This window comes from Streptomyces sp. NPDC046915 (assembly GCF_040644935.1).
GTDB lineage: Bacteria > Actinomycetota > Actinomycetes > Streptomycetales > Streptomycetaceae > Streptomyces.
Genome location: NZ_JBEYXB010000004.1, coordinates 174,216 through 191,395 on the forward strand (window position 1 = coordinate 174,216; position 17,180 = coordinate 191,395).

The 17,180-nt window shown below is 70.9% G+C and carries 12 protein-coding genes; 6 read left to right on the top strand and 6 right to left on the bottom strand.

Annotation, left to right across the window (positions count from 1 at the left end):
• Positions 1-22: 22 nt before the first annotated feature.
• The 4 genes from ABZ915_RS12115 (at position 23) to ABZ915_RS12130 (ending at position 5,438) form a co-directional block, all read left to right on the top strand.
• Entirely contained in the window at positions 23-1,231 is a 1,209-nt protein-coding gene (locus ABZ915_RS12115) for a HAMP domain-containing sensor histidine kinase (protein WP_361799923.1), read from the top strand.
• Positions 1,232-1,269: 38 nt separating this feature from the next.
• Positions 1,270-2,544 carry a hypothetical protein gene (locus ABZ915_RS12120; RefSeq protein ID WP_361799926.1) on the top strand — a complete coding sequence of 425 codons (1,275 nt, stop codon included), beginning with the start codon at positions 1,270-1,272 and terminating at the stop codon, positions 2,542-2,544.
• Positions 2,545-2,765: 221 nt separating this feature from the next.
• Positions 2,766-3,602 (top strand): hypothetical protein, encoded by an 837-nt coding sequence (locus tag ABZ915_RS12125; protein WP_361799929.1) that lies wholly within the window; start codon positions 2,766-2,768, stop codon positions 3,600-3,602.
• 408 nt (positions 3,603-4,010) lie between these two features.
• A complete protein-coding gene (locus ABZ915_RS12130; RefSeq protein WP_361799932.1) occupies positions 4,011-5,438 on the top strand; it encodes a hypothetical protein in 1,428 nt (475 codons plus the stop codon).
• Between the two features lie 81 nt (positions 5,439-5,519).
• On the opposite strand, the gene ABZ915_RS12135 is transcribed toward ABZ915_RS12130, so the two are convergent.
• From ABZ915_RS12135 to ABZ915_RS12145, 3 genes are all read right to left on the bottom strand, one after another.
• Positions 5,520-6,614 carry an ABC transporter substrate-binding protein gene (locus ABZ915_RS12135; RefSeq protein WP_361799936.1) on the bottom strand — a complete coding sequence of 365 codons (1,095 nt, stop codon included), beginning with the start codon at positions 6,612-6,614 and terminating at the stop codon, positions 5,520-5,522.
• A 64-nt stretch (positions 6,615-6,678) separates the two neighbouring features.
• Complete coding sequence (locus tag ABZ915_RS12140) at positions 6,679-7,560, bottom strand: ABC transporter permease (RefSeq protein ID WP_361799939.1); 882 nt, start codon at positions 7,558-7,560, stop codon at positions 6,679-6,681.
• Positions 7,557-8,417: an ABC transporter ATP-binding protein gene (locus ABZ915_RS12145; protein WP_361799942.1), complete on the bottom strand. Its 861-nt coding sequence runs from the start codon at positions 8,415-8,417 to the stop codon at positions 7,557-7,559. Before ABZ915_RS12145 ends, ABZ915_RS12140 begins: the two co-directional genes overlap by 4 nt.
• Positions 8,418-8,651: 234 nt before the next feature.
• Here ABZ915_RS12145 and ABZ915_RS12150 point away from each other — a divergent pair, with 234 nt between their 5' ends.
• On the top strand, positions 8,652-10,346 hold the full coding sequence (locus ABZ915_RS12150) for a sensor histidine kinase (protein WP_361799945.1): 1,695 nt from the start codon (positions 8,652-8,654) through the stop codon (positions 10,344-10,346).
• Positions 10,343-11,032 carry a response regulator gene (locus tag ABZ915_RS12155; protein WP_361799948.1) on the top strand — a complete coding sequence of 230 codons (690 nt, stop codon included), beginning with the start codon at positions 10,343-10,345 and terminating at the stop codon, positions 11,030-11,032. Before ABZ915_RS12150 ends, ABZ915_RS12155 begins: the two co-directional genes overlap by 4 nt.
• Before the next feature lie 593 nt (positions 11,033-11,625).
• Here ABZ915_RS12155 and ABZ915_RS12160 read toward each other — a convergent pair.
• The 3 genes from ABZ915_RS12160 to ABZ915_RS12170 all read right to left on the bottom strand — a co-directional run bounded on the left by ABZ915_RS12160 (position 11,626) and on the right by ABZ915_RS12170 (position 17,154).
• The gene (locus ABZ915_RS12160; RefSeq protein WP_361799951.1) at positions 11,626-12,363 is read right to left on the bottom strand and encodes an aminoglycoside phosphotransferase family protein; all 738 of its coding nucleotides are present in this window, start codon (positions 12,361-12,363) and stop codon (positions 11,626-11,628) included.
• A gap of 498 nt (positions 12,364-12,861) precedes the next feature.
• Positions 12,862-16,764: an AAA domain-containing protein gene (locus tag ABZ915_RS12165; protein ID WP_361799954.1), complete on the bottom strand. Its 3,903-nt coding sequence runs from the start codon at positions 16,762-16,764 to the stop codon at positions 12,862-12,864.
• A 6-nt stretch (positions 16,765-16,770) separates the two neighbouring features.
• Positions 16,771-17,154: a hypothetical protein gene (locus tag ABZ915_RS12170; RefSeq protein WP_361799957.1), complete on the bottom strand. Its 384-nt coding sequence runs from the start codon at positions 17,152-17,154 to the stop codon at positions 16,771-16,773.
• Positions 17,155-17,180: the final 26 nt, after the last annotated feature.

The following is a 17,180-nucleotide window of genomic DNA, read 5'->3' on the forward strand; positions in this document are numbered from 1 at the left end:
TGCGGTTCTGATCGCGACAGCGGTGGTCGCAGTCCTGGTGGTGGTCTCGCACGTGTTGCTGAGCCAGGTGACCGACGCCGACGCGAACGCTCTGGCGCATACACGTGCGGAGGCGGTGGCGGCGAACGTGGCCGTACGAGGTGGCCACGTCGTGCTGATCGAGGGCGGCAACGAAGCGCTGGACACGGTCTCCTGGGTGTACGCCGACGGGCACCTCATTGACGGAATCGTGCCGCGCAGCGTCCTTGACCGCGTCGATGCGCTCGTCGGCTCCGGGCAGTCCCAGACCACCACCGTCGGCAGTCACCTTCTGTATGCCCAGCCGATCCGGCTGGAAGGCCACCACGTCATGGTGGTCGTGAGGGTGGATCTGACGCCGTACGAGACGTCGGAGCAGCGCAGCCTGACGATGTCGCTCATGTTGGGCGGCATCTCGATCCTGCTCGCCGGCGTCGTCGCGCACCTCGTGGTGGGTCGTGCGTTGCGGGTGGTCCACGACATGGCCGCTCTCGCCGACGACTGGGGCGATCACGAACCCGGGCGCCGATTCGACCTCGGCGTTCCTCGGGATGAATTCGGGGAGCTCGGGCGAACTCTCGACCGCCTGCTCGACCGCGTGGACAACACGCTCGCGGACGAGCGCCGGCTCACCGACGAGATCGCCCACGAGTTGCGGACGCCCCTGACGGCCCTGCGGGGCGAGGCACAGTTGGCGCAGCTCTCCGGTCACCAGGTGGCACCGGAGTCCGTTCTGACCGAGGTCGACCGCCTGAACACGGCGATCACGACGATTCTGGGTGCCGCCCGGACACGGATCGACGGCGGTACCCGCTGCGATCTCAGGGCGGCGGCGCGACAGGCGATCGCCGGTCGCTCCATCGAGCTCGCCGTCCCGACCGATGTCGACGTCGCCGTGGCAACCGAACTCGTCGTGGCTGTGTTGTCACCCCTGTTGGAGAACGGCCTGCGGCATGCGAGTTCGCGCGTCTGGGTCACGGCGCGCGTCCAGCCCCAGGGCGTCGTGATCGATGTCCTCGACGACGGCCCGGGGTTCGACCCGGCGGAGGTCGACCGGGTCTTCGAAGCGGGCGTGACCAGCGGCGCCGGGCACGGGTTGGGGCTGGCCGTGGTAAAACGTCTCGCCGCGTCCGCGGGAGTGGCGGTCCGTGCGATCGCGGATGGTCACGGTCGCGTCGAGGTGACCTTCCCCACGGCGGAGGCGATCGCGTAGTCAGGTTGTGTGCAGGTTGGCCGAGCCAACCTCGGCGCATGACAACGACGAGCGAAGCCCGCACGCACCGCAGCGGGCGGCTGATGCTGAACAAGGTTCCCGAGGTCACCATCTGGTTCTGGGTGATCAAGATCTTGTGCACGACCGTCGGTGAGAGTTTCGCCGACTGGATCAACATGAAGCTGGGCGTCGGCCTGGTGAACACGGCCTGGATCTTCACCGCGGTGTTCGTCGTGGTCCTGGGCGTCCAGCTGCGGCTGAAGCGGTACGTCCCGTTCCCGTACTGGCTGACCGTGGTCGTCGTCAGTGTCACCGGCACGCTGTACACCGACATCCTGACGGACCAGCTCAAGGTGCCGCTGTGGATCAGCACCACGGTGTTCTCGGTCCTGCTCGCCGTGGTCTTCGGCGCGTGGTGGCTGCGCGAGCGCACCCTCTCGATCCACTCGGTCAACACGCTGCCGCGTGAGTCGTTCTACTGGCTCACCGTGCTCGTCACCTTCGCGCTCGGCACCGCGACCGGCGACTGGACCCTCGAACTCACCGGCTGGAGCCCGGGCGTCTCGGTCCTGCTGCCGCTCGGCCTCATCGCGGCGATCATGCTGTTGTGGAGGTTCGGCGCGAACCCGGTGCTGTCCTTCTGGCTCGCCTACATCCTGACCCGCCCGCTGGGCGCCAACATCGGCGACTGGCTCGCCTCCCCCAAGGTCGCTCAGCCGGGCGAGCCGACCGGCCTCGCACTGGGCACCTTCACCACCAGCCTGATCTTCCTCGGCCTGATCCTGGCGACCGTCATCTACCTGACGGTGACCCGTTCCGACGTGACCGAGACCTACGACGCCACGCACACCCAGCAGATCACCGCCAACCCGCAGAGGGAGCGCGTCGCGCTGGCGGGCTTCGGCCTCCTCGCCGTCGCCACCGTGGGCCTGCTGGTCTGGGCTCACAGCCAGCCGCACGTCGGCCCGGCGCCGGAGGAGGACGCCACCTCCACCGTTCACCTCGCCCCTGGCCAGGCCGTGAAGAAGTTCCCGTCCACGAAGGTCGACGCGCTGAGGGCTCTCGCATCGACCTCACTCAAGGACGCACAGTCGGGGAACGCGACCAAGGCCCACGCGGCTGCCCAGTCGCTGCGAGACCTCTGGGATGCCGACCAAGCCACGTTGCAGCCGCTCGACAACACCGGCTGGACCTTCCTCGACGCCCAGATGGACCAGGTCCTGAAGACCTTCGGCATCGACCACTCGAACCCGCCGATGTCACCGGCAAAGCAGGAGGCCGAACTCAGCACCCTCCTCACGGATATGCGCTGACGGACCTGATCGGCGGCGACTCCGCCGGAGTCGCCGCCGATCACGCTCTCTCGGGGCCCGTGGCGCCATGGTGCCGACGCCGTCGTGACGATCAGGGTCATGGTGGTGATCAGGACACTGCCGCTGTCCGTGTCGGGGGTGTGGCGCGGCGGAGCGCCGCCATGAGAAGGCCGTACGGCAGTCAGGATGTTTTCAGGTAGTCCGTGGCACGGTCGGGCCTCATGGCACACGAGACATCGGAAACCACCGCGGCCTCATCGGTCGATGCCGCGGCGTCCTCGGGTCGCCGGTTGCGCTGGGACAAGGTGCCCGAGGTCACCGTCTACTTCTGGATCATCAAAGTGCTCTGTACGACGGTCGGTGAGACCGCCGCCGACCTGCTCAACGAGAAGGCCGGGCTCGGACTGACCGGAGTGTCGGTGCTGATGGGCGCCCTGCTGGCGATCGTCCTGGTCGTGCAGTTCCGCACCGGTGCCTACCGCGCCGGCGTGTACTGGACAGCCGTCGCGCTGATCAGCGTCGTCGGCACGCTGATCAGCGACAACCTCACCGACAACATGGGCGTCCCGCTGGAGATCAGCACCACCGTCTTCGCGATCGTCCTCGCGGTCGTCTTCGGCGTCTGGCACAGGCGCGAGGGGACGCTTTCCATCCACAGCATCGACACACCGGGCCGGGAGTCCTTCTACTGGCTCGCCGTTCTGTTCACGTTCGCCCTCGGGACCGCCGCCGGCGACCTGGTCTCCGAACGGATGAACTTCGGCTACTGGCTGTCCGCGGTCCTGTTCGCCCTGGTCATCGCCGCGGTCGCGCTCGCGCACTTCGCGCTTGACCTGGACGCGGTGTGGAGCTTCTGGATCGCCTACGTCCTGACCCGTCCGCTCGGCGCGTCCGTCGGCGACTACCTCTCGCAGCCGAACGGTGACGGCGGAGTGGGCCTGGGCGCCGTCCCGACGAGCGTGCTGTTCCTCGGTGTCGTCCTCGGTCTGGTGGTGTATCTGGCGGTGACCCAGAAGGACGTCGCGCAGCCCCAGCGAACCGTGCGCCACGCCGCCTGAACAGGGGCGGGGCAGGCGCTCAGGAAGTGCTCAGGTTGACGCCGCCAAGGCCATTGACCGCGATCGCCTCGCCGCTGATGAAGAAACTGCCCGAGGTCACCCTCGCTTTCTGGATCATGAAGATCGCGGAGACCACCTCGGCGAGACGGTCGGCTCCTGGCGGGCGGCGGACGTCTTGCGTCGGCCGCCGCTTGCCGCGCCCGGCGCCCTACGAAGAAGTGCGGAGGCGGCTTCTCACCCGCCTCTAACCCTACAAGCCGTAGTGTGGGATGTCCTCCTACGAGCTGTAGAGGATTCGATTCCGTGGCGTGCGACGACGAGAGGTGCAAGATGGCCGACGGCTCGAACGCCACGAGGACCGGTGTCCCTCGCACCGGCCGCCCATCACAGACCATCCGGACCCGGCGCATGCGGGGCGAGCCCCGGCTCGGCGCGGTGGCAGCCGCCTTCACGCTCGCCCAGCTCGTCCTCGTACGGCCGGATCTCGGTCTCGGCTGGGACGAGGCCGTGTACGTCAGCCAGGCCAGCGGTCACGTGCCCGCCGCCTACTTCAGCGCGCCCCGCTCCCGCGGTATCTCACTCCTGGTCGCGCCGATCGCGTCGTGGTCCGACTCCACCGTCCTGCTCCGGATCTACCTGGCCGTCCTCTCCGGTCTGGCCCTCTACCTCGCCCTGCTCGTCTGGCGAGGCCACCTCGGTCCCGGCGTCCTGGCCCTGTCCGGCGCCCTGTTCGCCTCGCTGTGGGTGACGCTGTTCTACGGCTCCGAGGCCATGCCCAACTACTGGGTCGCCATCGGCGCCCTGGCATGCGTCGGCTGCTTCCTGCGTGCCCGCGCGAACGCCAGGGACCGGGCGGCCTGGTGGGGTGTGTTCGCGGGCGCGGCGCTGATGGCCGGGATGCGCCCGATGGACGCGGTCTACGTCGTCCTGCCCCTGCTCGCGCTCTCCCTGCGCCGCCCGCGCCGCCCCCGTCTGCTCGCTGTGCTGGTCGCGGGGCTGGTGGCGGGTGGCGGGGAGTGGGTGATCGAGGCGTACACGAGCTACGGCGGCCTCGCGCAGCGCCTGTCCGACGCCTCCGCCGTCCAGGGCGGACTCGGCTGGCACCTCGCCGTGCTCGACCAACTGCGCAGTCTCGGCGGCCGCACCCTGTGCCGGCCCTGCACCGGAGCGGCCCCCCACCCGGCGGTGACCCTGTGGTGGTTCGCGCTGCCCGTCCTCGCCGCCCTCGGCGCGGTGGTCGCCGTCCGCGCCCGCCGTGCGCTGCCCGTCCTGCTGCCGCTGGCCTGCGCCGTCACGGCCGCGGTCCCCTACCTGTTCCTCATCGGCTACGCGGCCCCCCGCTTCCTGCTGCCCGCCTACGCCCTGCTCGCCCTCCCCGTCGCCCACGGCCTCGCCCATCTGGTCACGGCCCCGATCGGCCGGATGGCGCGCACCGTCGCCGTCAGCCTGGTGGCGATCGGTGTGGCGGGTCACCTGGCCGTGCAGTACGTCGTCCTGGAGCACACTGTGCACAGCTCCGCGGCCTCCCGCGCCGACTGGTCTCGCACCGCCGCCGCCCTCCGCACGCTCGGTGTCCGGCAGCCCTGTCTGCTCAGCGGCTACGACGCCGTGCCGATCGCCTTCTACACCGGCTGTGGCTCTGCCCAGACGGCGGGACACGACGCCAGCACCACCGTGGCCGAACTGAAGCGCGCCGCTCACCGCACGTCCTTCGCCGTCCTCGCGCCACCGGGGGGCCGTCCGCCCGCGTACGCGCGCACCTGGCCCGCGGAAGAGGTCGGCGGTCTTCGGGCGTACACGGCACCCGTCGTACGGCAGGGGAGGCGACCATCGTGACCGCGGCCGAGAGCCCGCTCCGGAACGCAGTGCGGGGCCGCCCCGGTGGCTGTCACCTGAGCGGCCCCGTGCCGGTGGTGGTCAGCCGGTCGGCCCTGCCGGGGTGGTGGTGGTCTTGAAGCCCTCCGTCTTGTTGGCCTGGACGGCGAAGTCGTTGGTGAACGTCTTGCTGAGGTCCACCGAGCCCTTCACGTTTCCGACGAGCCGCTCCGTGGCCAGGGAGGTCTTCGGGCCGCCGGCCGGCATGATGCCGTCGGGGAGGAACTGGCCCTTGTCCTCGGTCAGGGCGGTGATGTAGTCGGCCTTGGTCACCAACTGGTTCGACACGAACGACGCCGGCAGCTTGTTCGCTATGTCGGCCGTGCTGTGCGTGTGGATCCAGTGCATGGTGGCGACGAGCGCGTCGACGACCTTCTGCACCGTGTCCTTGTGCGAGTTCACCCAGTCGGTGCGGGCGAGCACACTGGCCGCGGGGTAGGCGCCGCCCATGGCCGCCGTGGCGCCCTGGGTGGTGGCCAGGTCGATCGCCGAGGTGCCGACACCCTTCTTCTGGATCGCGGCGACCGTCGGCTGTGTCGTCATCACACAGTCGACCTTGCCGTTCTGAAGGGCGGCGATGGCGGTGGAGCCCGCGCCCACCCCGATGCGGTGGAACTGACTTGTCTTGACGCCCTTCTTGGCGGCCAGGAACTGGGTGAGCGTGTCGGTGCCCGAGCCCAGGTCGGTGACGCCGAGGGTCTTGCCCTTGAAGTCGGCGCCCGACGTGACGCCCGACTTCTTGCCGCACATCTCCCGCTCACCCGGTGCGCCGGACAGTTGGACGACGTCCTCGACCGCCTTGCCCTTCGCCTGGAACTCGATCGTGTGGTTGTACCAGGCGCCGGCCATGTCGACCTGCCCGGAAGCCATGGCTTCCTCGGCGCCGACACCGCCGTCCTGCTCGGTGCTGAGCTGGACGTCGACGCCGTACTTCTTGTAGAAGCCGAGGTTCTGGGCGAGCTGGTAGGGCAGGTAGATCTGCTTGTCGATGCCGCCGACCATGATCTTGACGGTCGGTGTGGAGCCGGAGCCGCTGCTCGCGGTGGTGCTGGCGGAGTTGCCGGAACAGGCGCCGGCCGCGCCGAGGGCGAGAACGGCGAGGAGAGACGCGGCAACGGTGGCGGGTCGTCTGGACATGGCAGGCCACATTCCTTTTGTGAGGTGGGACAGGGAAGAGCGGGGGAGGGGAGGGAGGGCCGGGTCAGAGGGCGTTGGATGCCTCGGAGGGGGCCGGCGGTCGCCAGGCCAGCAGCCGGTGCTCCAGCTTGCCGATCACCCACTCGGCGCCGAGCACGATGACGGAGATGACGAGCATCGTGGCGAACACGCCGTTGGGGTCGAAGTTGTTCTGCGCGGTCTTGATGACCAGGCCGAGGCCGCTCTGCGCGCCGAGCACCTCGCCGACCAGCGCGCCGACGATGGCGAAGCCGAAGGCGCTGTGCAGACTGGCGATGATCCAGGTGAGTGCGGAGGGCACGGTGACGTGCCGGATGATCTGTAGCTGGGAGGCGCCGAGCACCTTGGCGTTGGCGAGGATGTTGCGGTCGACCTCGCGCACACCCTGGAAGGCGTTGAAGAAGACGATGAAGAACACCAGCACCGCGGCGAGCAGGATCTTCGGCAGCACGCCGATGCCGAACGCGACGATGAAGATGGAGCCGAGGACGATCCGCGGGATCGCGTTGACCATCTTGATGTAGGGGCCGAGGACGTCGGCGAGGAAGCGGCTCTGGCCCAGCGCGACACCGAAGACCACGCCGGTGACTGCCCCGAGGGCGAAGCCGACCAGTGCCTCCTGGATCGTCGTCCAGATGTTCGCGTAGAAGGACCCGAACTCGGTGCCGTGCCGGAAGAGGTCGACCAGCCGCTTGGCGATGCCGGAGGGCTGCCCGAAGAAGAACGGGTCGACGATCCCCCAGGTGGTGAACGCCTGCCAGCCGCCGATGACGAGGACCGCGAGGCCGATGCGGCCCGCCCACACCAGGGCGACGCGGCGCCGGCGGGCGCGTCTGGCGGCAGCCCCGGCCGAAAGCTGTGCGCCGCCCTCGACGGGAGCGGGGGAAACTGCGGACGCCGTGCTCATGCCGTACCTCCTGCGGTGCGTGCGTAGGCGCGCTCCACCTCCTCGCGCAGCGAGTCCCAGATCTGGTGCTGAAGTTCGATGAAGCGGGGCTGGAAGCGGATCTCCTGCACCGAGCCGCGCGGGCGGGGCAGGTCGATGTCGAAGACCGCCTTGACCGACCCGGGGCTGGACGTCATGACGACGACCCGGTCGGCGAGGGCCACGGCCTCGTCGAGGTCGTGGGTGATGAAGATGACCGACGGGCGGATCTGCTCCCACAGACCCAGCAGTTCGGTCGACATGATCGCCTTGGTCTGCACGTCCAGGGCGCCGAACGGCTCGTCCATGATGAGGATCCGGGGTTCGTTGATCAGCGCCGCGGCCATCGCCACGCGCTTGCGCATCCCGCCGGAGAGCTGGTGCGGGTAGCGGTCCTCGAACCCGGTCAGGCCCACCCGGCGCAGCCAGTCGCGTGCCGACGCCTGGGCCTGCTGCTTGGGCACTCCGCGGAAGACGGGGCCCATCAGCACGTTGCCGAGCACGGTCTTCCAGGGCAGCAGCGCGTCGGCCTGGAACATGAAGCTGACGCCGTCGGTGACGCCGTGCACCTCGCGGCCGCCGACCCTGACCGAGCCCTCACTGGGCCGGTCGAGTCCGGACACCATGCTCAGCGTGGTCGACTTGCCACAGCCGGTCGGGCCCACCACCGCGCAGAACTGGCCGGGCTCCACGGTGAACGACACGTCCCGCAGTGCCGTGAACACCTCGCCCGCGGGAGTCAGAAATCGTTTGGTGAGTCCGGAAATCTCGACTCGCGCGCTGTCCTGGCCGCCCTTCTCGGCGACCGGTCCCACCGCGGCATCGTTTCGCGAAGCCATCTGAGGCCGTCTCCTTCCTAACCTCGGGGTCGAGGAAGGCAGACGCTAGAGGCCGCGGGGTGTTACGTCGCTGTTTCATCCGTATCCCGCGTTAGCCGTGTAAGCCAGGCTTTTGCTCGTTCTGCTCAGTGAGCCGGGGGTGGGCAGAAAGCCGAAAGCGGGGGCACAATCACGCCACCACGGGTACGGCGCAGAGGCCGCGCCCGGCAGCCGTACGACAGGCGAGAGACACCGGTGAAACCCATCCGTAAGCTGCTCGGCCGTGGCGGGAAGGGGCGGCTCTCCGCGCGGATCCTGGCCAATCAGCTGGCCATCCTGGCGCTGACCGGGCTGATCGGTTTCGTGCTGTTCGCCTTCGCGCAGCGGGGCGAGATCGACCGTGCCTACGAGCAGCGGGCGCTCGACATCGCGCAGACCACGGCCGCCGAACCGCAGATCCGGCAGGCCATGCAGTACGGGGGCGGCGGCGACGTGGTGCAGACCGTGGCCGAACGGATCCGCAAGGCGTCCGGGGCGTCGTACGTGGTCGTACTCGACCTGCGCGGTATCCGCCACTCCCACCCCGACCCCGCGCTGATCGGCGAACCGACGGGCGATCCGATCGTGGTGCTGGACGGCAGGCCCCAGGTCGGTACCGACCAGGGTGCGACCGGGCGTTCCGCCAACGGCAAGGCTCCGCTGTACGGGCCCAGCGGCAAGCTGGTCGGCGAGGTCTCCGCGGGCATTCCCGAGCACTATGTGCTGGGCGAACTGTGGCGTGAGCTGCCCACCTTCGGCGTGTACAGCGCCATCGCCGTCGCGCTCGGCTCAACGGCCGCCTTTCTGTTGGCCAGGCGGCTCAAGCGGACGACGTTCGGGCTGGAACTGGAGGAGATCGCCGGGTTGCTTCAGGACCGGGAGGCGATGCTGCACGGTATCCGCGAGGGAGTCGTCGCCTTCGACCCCGACGGCAGGATCACGGTGGTCAACGACGAGGCCCGCGAACTGCTCGGCCTCGGTACCGCGCTCGGCAGCACGCTGGAGGAGGTTCTGCCGGACGGGCGGCTGCGCCGTGCCCTGGACGGCACCCTGGCGGGCAGCGACATCAGCGTGCTCACCGACGGCCACTGCCTGGTCGTCAACCGGATGCCGGTCGCCCTGCACGGCCGTGAACTGGGCGCGGTGGTCACCGTGCGCGACCGCACCGAGCTCATCGGGCTGTTGCGCGAACTGGACTCGGTCCGCGGGCTCACCGACGCGCTGCGCGCCCAGCAGCACGAGTTCACCAACCGTATGCACACGATGGCCGGGCTGCTGGACATCGGCGATCACGACGCAGCCTACGAGTTCGCCGTCGAGACGGCCGGCGCCGAGCAGGCGCTGACCGAATCCGTACGGGAACGGATCGGCAACCCGCTGCTCGTGGGACTGATCGTCGCCAAGATCACGGTGGCCGCGGAACGCGGGGTGCGGATCGTCCTCAGCGACGACTCCGCCCTCGGTGAGGACCCGCCGCATCTGCGCCGGCTGCTGACCATCGTCGGCAACCTGCTGGACAACGCGATCGACGCGTCCGTGACCGGACCGGCGCGGCCGGGCGGTCCGGAGGTGCGGCTGTCGTTGATCGAGGCCGTCGACGTGGTGCGGGTGGAGGTGACCGACACCGGGCCGGGCATCCCGCCGGGCACCACCGAGTCGATCTTCGAGGACGGCTGGTCGACCCGTCCCGACCGGGGCACCGCGCGGCGCGGCCTGGGACTTGCTCTCGTCCACCGCCTGGTGCAGCGGCACGGCGGCACGATCTCGGTCAACGAGGGGCAGGGCGCGGTCTTCACCGTGACGCTGCCCGTGCCCGACGCCGCCCCGGCCCCGCAGGACGCCCTGTTCACCACGGCTCCGCCGGTGCCGGTCGGAGCGCGCGACGGCGTCACAGGAGGTGACCGCTGGTGATCCGCATCTTGGTGGTGGACGACGACTTCCGGGTCAGCCGCGTCCACTGCGACTACGCGTCCCGCGTCAAGGGCTTCGAGGTGGTCGGCCAGGCCGCGACCGTGGGCGCGGCGCTGGACGCGGTACGCGACCTCCACCCCGACCTGCTGCTGCTCGACGTCTTCCTGCCGGACGGCAGCGGACTCGACGTGCTGCGCCGGCTGAGCGGAGACGAGGGCGGCGACCGTCCCGACGCCATCATGATCACCGCCGACCGGGACGTCGCCTCGGTGCGGACCGCGATGAAACTCGGTGCCGTCGGCTACCTGGTCAAACCCTTCGGCGCGCCCGACCTCGCCGAGCGGCTCACCGCCTACCGCGAGTTGCAGCACCGAATGGAGGCTCTCGGCACGGTCCCGGAGACCGACCAGGCCGATGTGGACGCGCTGTTCAGCGCCGCCCGCCCGCCGGCCGTGCCCCGCGTCCCCGCCAAGGGCCACTCCGCGCCGACGCTCGCCCTGCTGCACCAGACCCTGCGCACCACGCACGACGCCTTGTCAGCCGCGGAGGCCGCCGAACGCACCGGGGTCTCCCGTGCCACAGCCCAGCGCTATCTCTCCTACCTCGTCAAGGAGGGCATGGTCCGGCTCGAACTCCGCTACGGAGCCACCGGACGTCCCGAGCACCGTTACCGCGTCGCGCACTGAGCCGGATCAGGACAGAGCGGTCGGAGTGAGAGCCGGCGTGCCGTGGTCGTCGCGCGGGTGGGACAGAGCGAGGCAGCCGACCAGGGCGGCGCACACCGGCGCGGCGATGTGCGGTATGGGCGTTACGGGCGATGTCTTGACGCGGAAATGACGCAGGTCATGCTCCTTGCGGAGGGCCCGCACCCCAACGCGCGCGGAGTCAGCGGCCGAAGGCGATTCGTGTTGATCGCTCAGGGCTGACGGGTACGTCCGGCCGAGGAGATCCACCGCGCTGGAGCCGGCGGTCGCCCCAGGCGGGCACGGAGACGGCATGCTGCTGCTGGGCAGCGTAGATCGCTGGGCGGTGCTCCTGGCTCCGCTTCAGGCGGTCGCCGCGGCGCCGAATGGCGTGAACCTCCAGGACTCCGGGCCGCTCAGCCGGGCCGGCGGTGATGGTGGTGCCGACACCGCGGTGCCCTGGCAATCCGGCCGCCGGTGGGGACGCTCGGCCGGGTGCCACCGGGGCGGCAGGTCGCGGTGGCACGGCGTGATGCCGTAGGAGATGGCCTGCTCGATGCGTCAGCACGCACTCGTAGCAGTCGGGCCCGCCGGCCTCACATCCGGGATCTCAGCACGTCGACCTCACAGCCCGGCGCGGACGGGTCGAAGCCGTGCTCGACCAGCCAGCGAACCACCAGCAGGCTTCGTAACGACCACCACGCGCGGATCACGTCGAGGTCGACGTCGGTGCCATAGCCGGCGACGACGTCGCCGAGGTGCTCCTCGTGTCCGAGCGTCAAGGTGGCGAGGTCGAACAGGGCATCACCCTGGCCCGCCTCGGACCAGTCGATGATGCCGGTGATCTCGTCGCCATCGACGAACACGTGAGTGATCTGGAGGTCGCCGTGCGTGAACACCGGAGTCCACGGCCGGAGCGCGGCCTCGGCGACCTGGCGGTTGCGGGTGACCAGGTCGGCGGGCAGGACCCCGTTCGTCACGAGCCACTCGCACTCGCCGTCGAGATCCGCCGCCAACTCGTCCAGGCCCCGGCCGGGCCAGGGCGGCAACGGCGCGTCGTGCAACTTCCGGACGGCGGCACCCGCCCTGGCCCATGCTGCCGGCGACGCGGTCGACGGCTCGCCGAGGCGGCCGAGCGCCGTCCCCGGGACCGCGGCGATCGCGAGCACGGGCGGCTTGCGCCACAGGACCTCCGGGGTCGGGACCGGCGCCAGGGCCATCGCCTCGACCTCGACGTCGATGCGTGCCTGATCGGCGTCCACCTTCAGGAACACGTCGCCGACGCGCAGGGTCGCGCGCTCGGAATGGGCGACGACGACCGTGACCTCATCCATGGCGACCAGTATCCCGGGATGGCCGTCGACGTCGACGGGTTCATCGCGTGCGATTGCGCGGCTGACCGCGTCCCGCTGCCCGGCGGCCCAAATGCCTCTCGGTCCGCCATCCACGGGGGCCACTTGGAGCGCCGACCGCCGGGCATCGCGAAGCGCAAGACCCGTTCGCGCCGCTATCAGGCCACTGTGGAATCCGCCGCAATTGCCCGGAGCCGCAACGGAGACGCTGGCCGAACTGGTTGGCAGGTACGTCGATCCGGCAGCGGGCAGCGGCGGTGGAGACGGCCCGGCGCCGCGCGCGCGGACCGGGTGTCCGGGTGCGGGTCACGAAGGAGTGGGACGACAGCCTCGGGGAGGACGAGCGAGGGTGTGGGCGGGCCGACGGAGTGGCTGCGGGCGGGAAACCTCCAGCACATGACGTACGTCGTGCGGAGTCTGCCCGGCGGCTGAGCGGGCCGCCGGGCCTGGCCGTCCGCGCTCGGCCGCCTTGTCCGGCGCTCAGTCGAACAGCGGTGCCAGCGCGGTCTCGCCCGCGAGGATCCGCCAGGCGGGCACCCGCACCGTACGGCTCACGGAGCAGGGTTTGGCCCCATGGCCTCCGGAGGGCAGTCCGGTGAGCAGGTCGCCTCGCGCGTGGGTCAGCCGAAGGTGCCGCGCGGGGTCCGCACCGGGCCGCGGGCCGGGGTCGATCAGCACCGCCGTGTTCTCGCCGGCCTCGGTGAACAGCAGGTCCACCGGGTGGCCGCCCACCAGAACGGCCCGCTCCAGATCGGTGATGCCCCGTCCGGCCAGGTACCGCTGCAGGCGGTCGGCGAGGTCCTCGCGGGCCTCGGTCACCGGGCCAGGTGTGCCGGTCTCGGCCGTCGTGCCGTCGTCGCCCGCGCCCAGCGGTGCGGAACGCCCGGCGAGGAGGGCGGGCAGGCCGCTCTGGTCCTGCCAGAAGGCGCGGCCTCCCACCGTGATCAGCTGCGACTTGGCCCGGGTGACCGCCACGTTCCACAGGTTGACCTGGCTCGCGACCCAGTGCGTGGTGCGGGGTGGTGTGTTGTGCGCGGCCACCGGGCTGAGCACCATCACGTCCCGTTGTCCGCCCTGGAAGGTGTGCACGGTGCCGACCCGGACGCGGTCGTCGTCCCGCCACATCCGTGCCAGCGTCTCCTTCTGCGCCCGGAACGGCGTGACCACTCCCACCGTCGCGTCCGGCGGAAGCCCGGCCAGCAGTCCGTCGACCACACGCCGGACGGCCTCCGCCTCCTTCGCGTTACGCCAGGACTGCCCGTCGCCGCCGCGCGCCGATTCCCCGGACGGTACGTCGACCCAGCCGAGCACCGGTGCCGGGTCGGCCGCTCCCACCGGGTCGTACGCCGGTACCTGTCGCCGCACGTCGGTCAGCACCCGCAACCGGCCGCCGTAGCAGTGTCCGTTGACGACGTCCGCGATCCGAGGGTGGCAGCGGTAGTGCTCGTCGAGGAGCAGCGCGCTGTCGCCGTGCTGTCCGGCCGCGTGGTAGGAGGAGTACACGTGGTAGGTGAGGCGATGGTGCTCCAGCTGCGCGGCGCTCAGCCCGGCCCGTACCCGTGCCTGGCGCTCTTGCTGCGGGGACACGCCGGGGATGTGCCCGAGCTGCATGGGGTCCCCGATGATCAGTGCCCGGCGGGCCCGGAACAGCAGCGGCAGCACCGACGGGATGGAGCACTGGCTGGCCTCGTCGATGACCACGAGATCGAACAGCTTCGGGGCGAGTTCCAGTTGTCGCACCGAGTGGGTGCTGACGGCCCATCCCCTGATGTGCGTCATCAGGTTCTTCTGGCTGCGCTGGTAGCCGGAACGGCGGCGGAGCGCCTGGAGCCGCTGGTTCATGAGCCCGGTGGCCCGGTTCAGGGCCTCGGCGGACAGCGCACGGGACAGTTCCGCCGACAGCCCGGACAGCGCTTCCGCCGTCGCGAGCCGGGATTGCTTGAGCCCTTCCTCGTCCCATTCCCCGTGCCGGTGGACGAGTTCCCGTACCTCCCGCTCCACGGACACGATCCCGGCCAGGGACTCCAGCAGTTCGGGTGGCACGGGTCGTCCCGTCGCCCACTTCGGCCATGCCGGTCCGGTACCGTCCGTACGCTCCGCCCCCGCCGCGACCAGAGTGGCGAGCGCCCGCCCGCGCCGCCATGTCCCCAGCTGCCACCAGCGGGCCCCGGCCGTCTTCAACGCCCGCTCCGCCCACCGGCCCAGCGATGCCACGCCGTCGACGTCCGCCGCCCAGGCCTCTTCGAGCAGGGACAGGGGCAGCTCCAGGGCGGCGGCCCGCTCCTCCCGGTCGCGGAGCAGTTCCAGCAGCCGTCCTTCCTCGCCGACGCGGTGTGCCGCCTGTGCCCGCAGCTGGTCTGCCGTTCCCCGGGTGTTGCGCAGCTCGCCGCCCACGGTGGCCGACCCGCGCCGCGACGTCCCGGCCGGTTCGGCGAGCAGCCGTTCCAGCTTGGCCGCCTCCCGCTCCAGCGCCTCCGCGTTGCCCGTCCGCATCAGCAGCCCGGGTGCGATGTCGTCGCAGCGCTGGGCGACGACGTTCACGGCCTCGTTGTTCGTGGAAGCGACCAGCACCGACTGCCCCGCGGTGACACAGGTGGTGACGACCGCCGTGACGACCTCGCTCTTCCCTGTGCCGGGCGGCCCGGTCGCCACCGTCAGCGGCTGGGTCATCGCCGACGAAATCACCAGCTCCTGGCTCTCGTTGCACGGCCCCGGAGCGACCGGCGTCACCGGGTTCGCCGCGACGGCGGTCGGAGCCGGCACCTGCCGGGCCCCGCCGTTCAGCAGCGCGTCCAGGGCGGTGCCCGCGATCTGCGCGGTCCGCGTGGAGATCTGGAGCAGGTTGTCCACCAGCGCCTGGGTGGCCATGGCCTCCGCGCCCGAAGGCACCAGCAACACGGCCGCGTTGTGCGCGCCGGGCCGCAGCGCCTGCATCACCGTGCGGTCGCTCAGCGCGGACGGGTCCAGCGGTTCGAGTTCCGGCAGCCCCAGCTCGTCCAGCAACTCCCTTATGGCGCGCAGCATCTGGGCCTCGTTGCCCTCCTGCCAGGCCGGCTGCCAGCGCGCGACCAGGTCGGCCGCGTCGCCGGCGTCCAGGAGTTCCGAGACGACCCCGCTGTGCAGGGACGGCACACCGCTGGGCCGGAGCACGTCCCGGCCCTCCTCGTCCGGCGCCAGCTCCATCTGCTGGATGAGCAACGGCGCCAGCTCCACCGTCGCACGCCGCCCCCGGCCGCCGTCCCGCGCGGGCAGCGTGATCGCCGGATAGCCGTACCAGTACTCCTGCCGCGAGCCCGCCTCGGTGCCCGAGCCGCTCCGCCCCTCTTGCGGCCGGGGCAGCGCTCCGGGCGCGACGATGTGCGGTCCGCGCCCCGACTGGATGGTCTCCTCGCCCTGGGCCAGCAGGAAGTACTTCTTGTCCCGGCCGCCGTCCCGGTCCGGCCGCATTCCGGCCGCCGCCTGCGCGGTGAGGCAGTCCGCGTAGTACCGCAACAGCCCCTGCCGGTCGACGCCGTCCCGCTCGTCCGCCTCCGCCAGCTCCCGGGCCTTCAGCAGCGCGGGGGAGCGCCGGACGGTTCCGGCGGCGTCGTGGGGGAGCGCGGGGAGCCGCACCGGCCGTGCCACCGACCGGGCGAAGGGAAGGCTCCGGGTGGCCCTGATCGTGGACTTGGTGGGCCGCTGCTCCTCCGGCACACCGTCCCGGGTCATCTGGGCGGTCAGGTAGTCGAAGAGGTCGTCCGGGGTGATCCAGCCGCCCTCCTTGATCCGGCCGTTGCGCAGCCCCTCGACGATCTCTCCGGTGAACCGGGAGGTGCCGAGGCCCGACCCGGGCGGTGCCATCGCGGAGGCCGCCTGGAGGGCGTCGGACGCGGTGATGAAGTACACGCCGGTCGGTCGCAGCAGGGTGCTCGGCGCGGGCCGGTCCGGTTCCCCCGACGGGCCCTTGGCGGTCCAGCCCTGGACGACGGACCCGCTGGAGCAGCAGTCCAGCAGGACCAGCTTGGAGGCGGCCCGGCAGGACTGGAGCATCCGCTCCAGGAACTCCGCCGGTACGGCCGTGCCCGGCAGGTCGGCGGGGTCGGTGTCCCGGGTCAGGAAGTACAACTGGCCGTCCTGCTCGCAGTACTCGCCGTGCCCGCTGAAGTAGAGCAGCGCGGTCTCACTGGGCTGGCGTGCCTCCAGGAACGTCTCGACGGCGTGCAGCATCTCCGCGCGCGTCGGTTCGGCGGCCACCGCGCACTCGTTGTACATGCCGATCTCGGTGTTCTCGAGCACCGCCCGCATGTAGTGGAGATCGGCGCGTACGGCCGGGAGGTCGGCGTACGACTCGCTGTCGTAGGTGGAGACGCCGACGAGTAACGCGTGCCGGTCGTTGTCGGTCATCGCCGCTCAGCCCGCCGTCGTGCCGTCGTCGCCGTCGTCCGCGAGGAACCGCTGGACCAGCGTGTCGTCCTCGCGGGCCTCCTTGCCGGTGATGTGCAGGGTCGCCCCGTCGGGTCGCTTGACCACGAGGGTGCGCTGCGGGACCCGCGCCAGCCACGTCTGCACCAGCGCGACGACGAACGAACCGGCGCTCAGCAGCAACCCGACGGTTTCGGCGGACGGCCCGCCCTTGTCGCCGGCCCCCGTCGGACGGCCGGGCTCGGGAAGGTCAAGCTTGGCCGTGGGGTCCACCTCGCCGAGTGCGGCGAGCAGTTCGCGCGCGTCCTTACGGGCGCGCAGCGGATCGTCGTCGACGACGGAGATCAGGTATCCGGTGTGGTTCTCGGGCATGGCGGTCTCGTACTCCCCCTGGATTC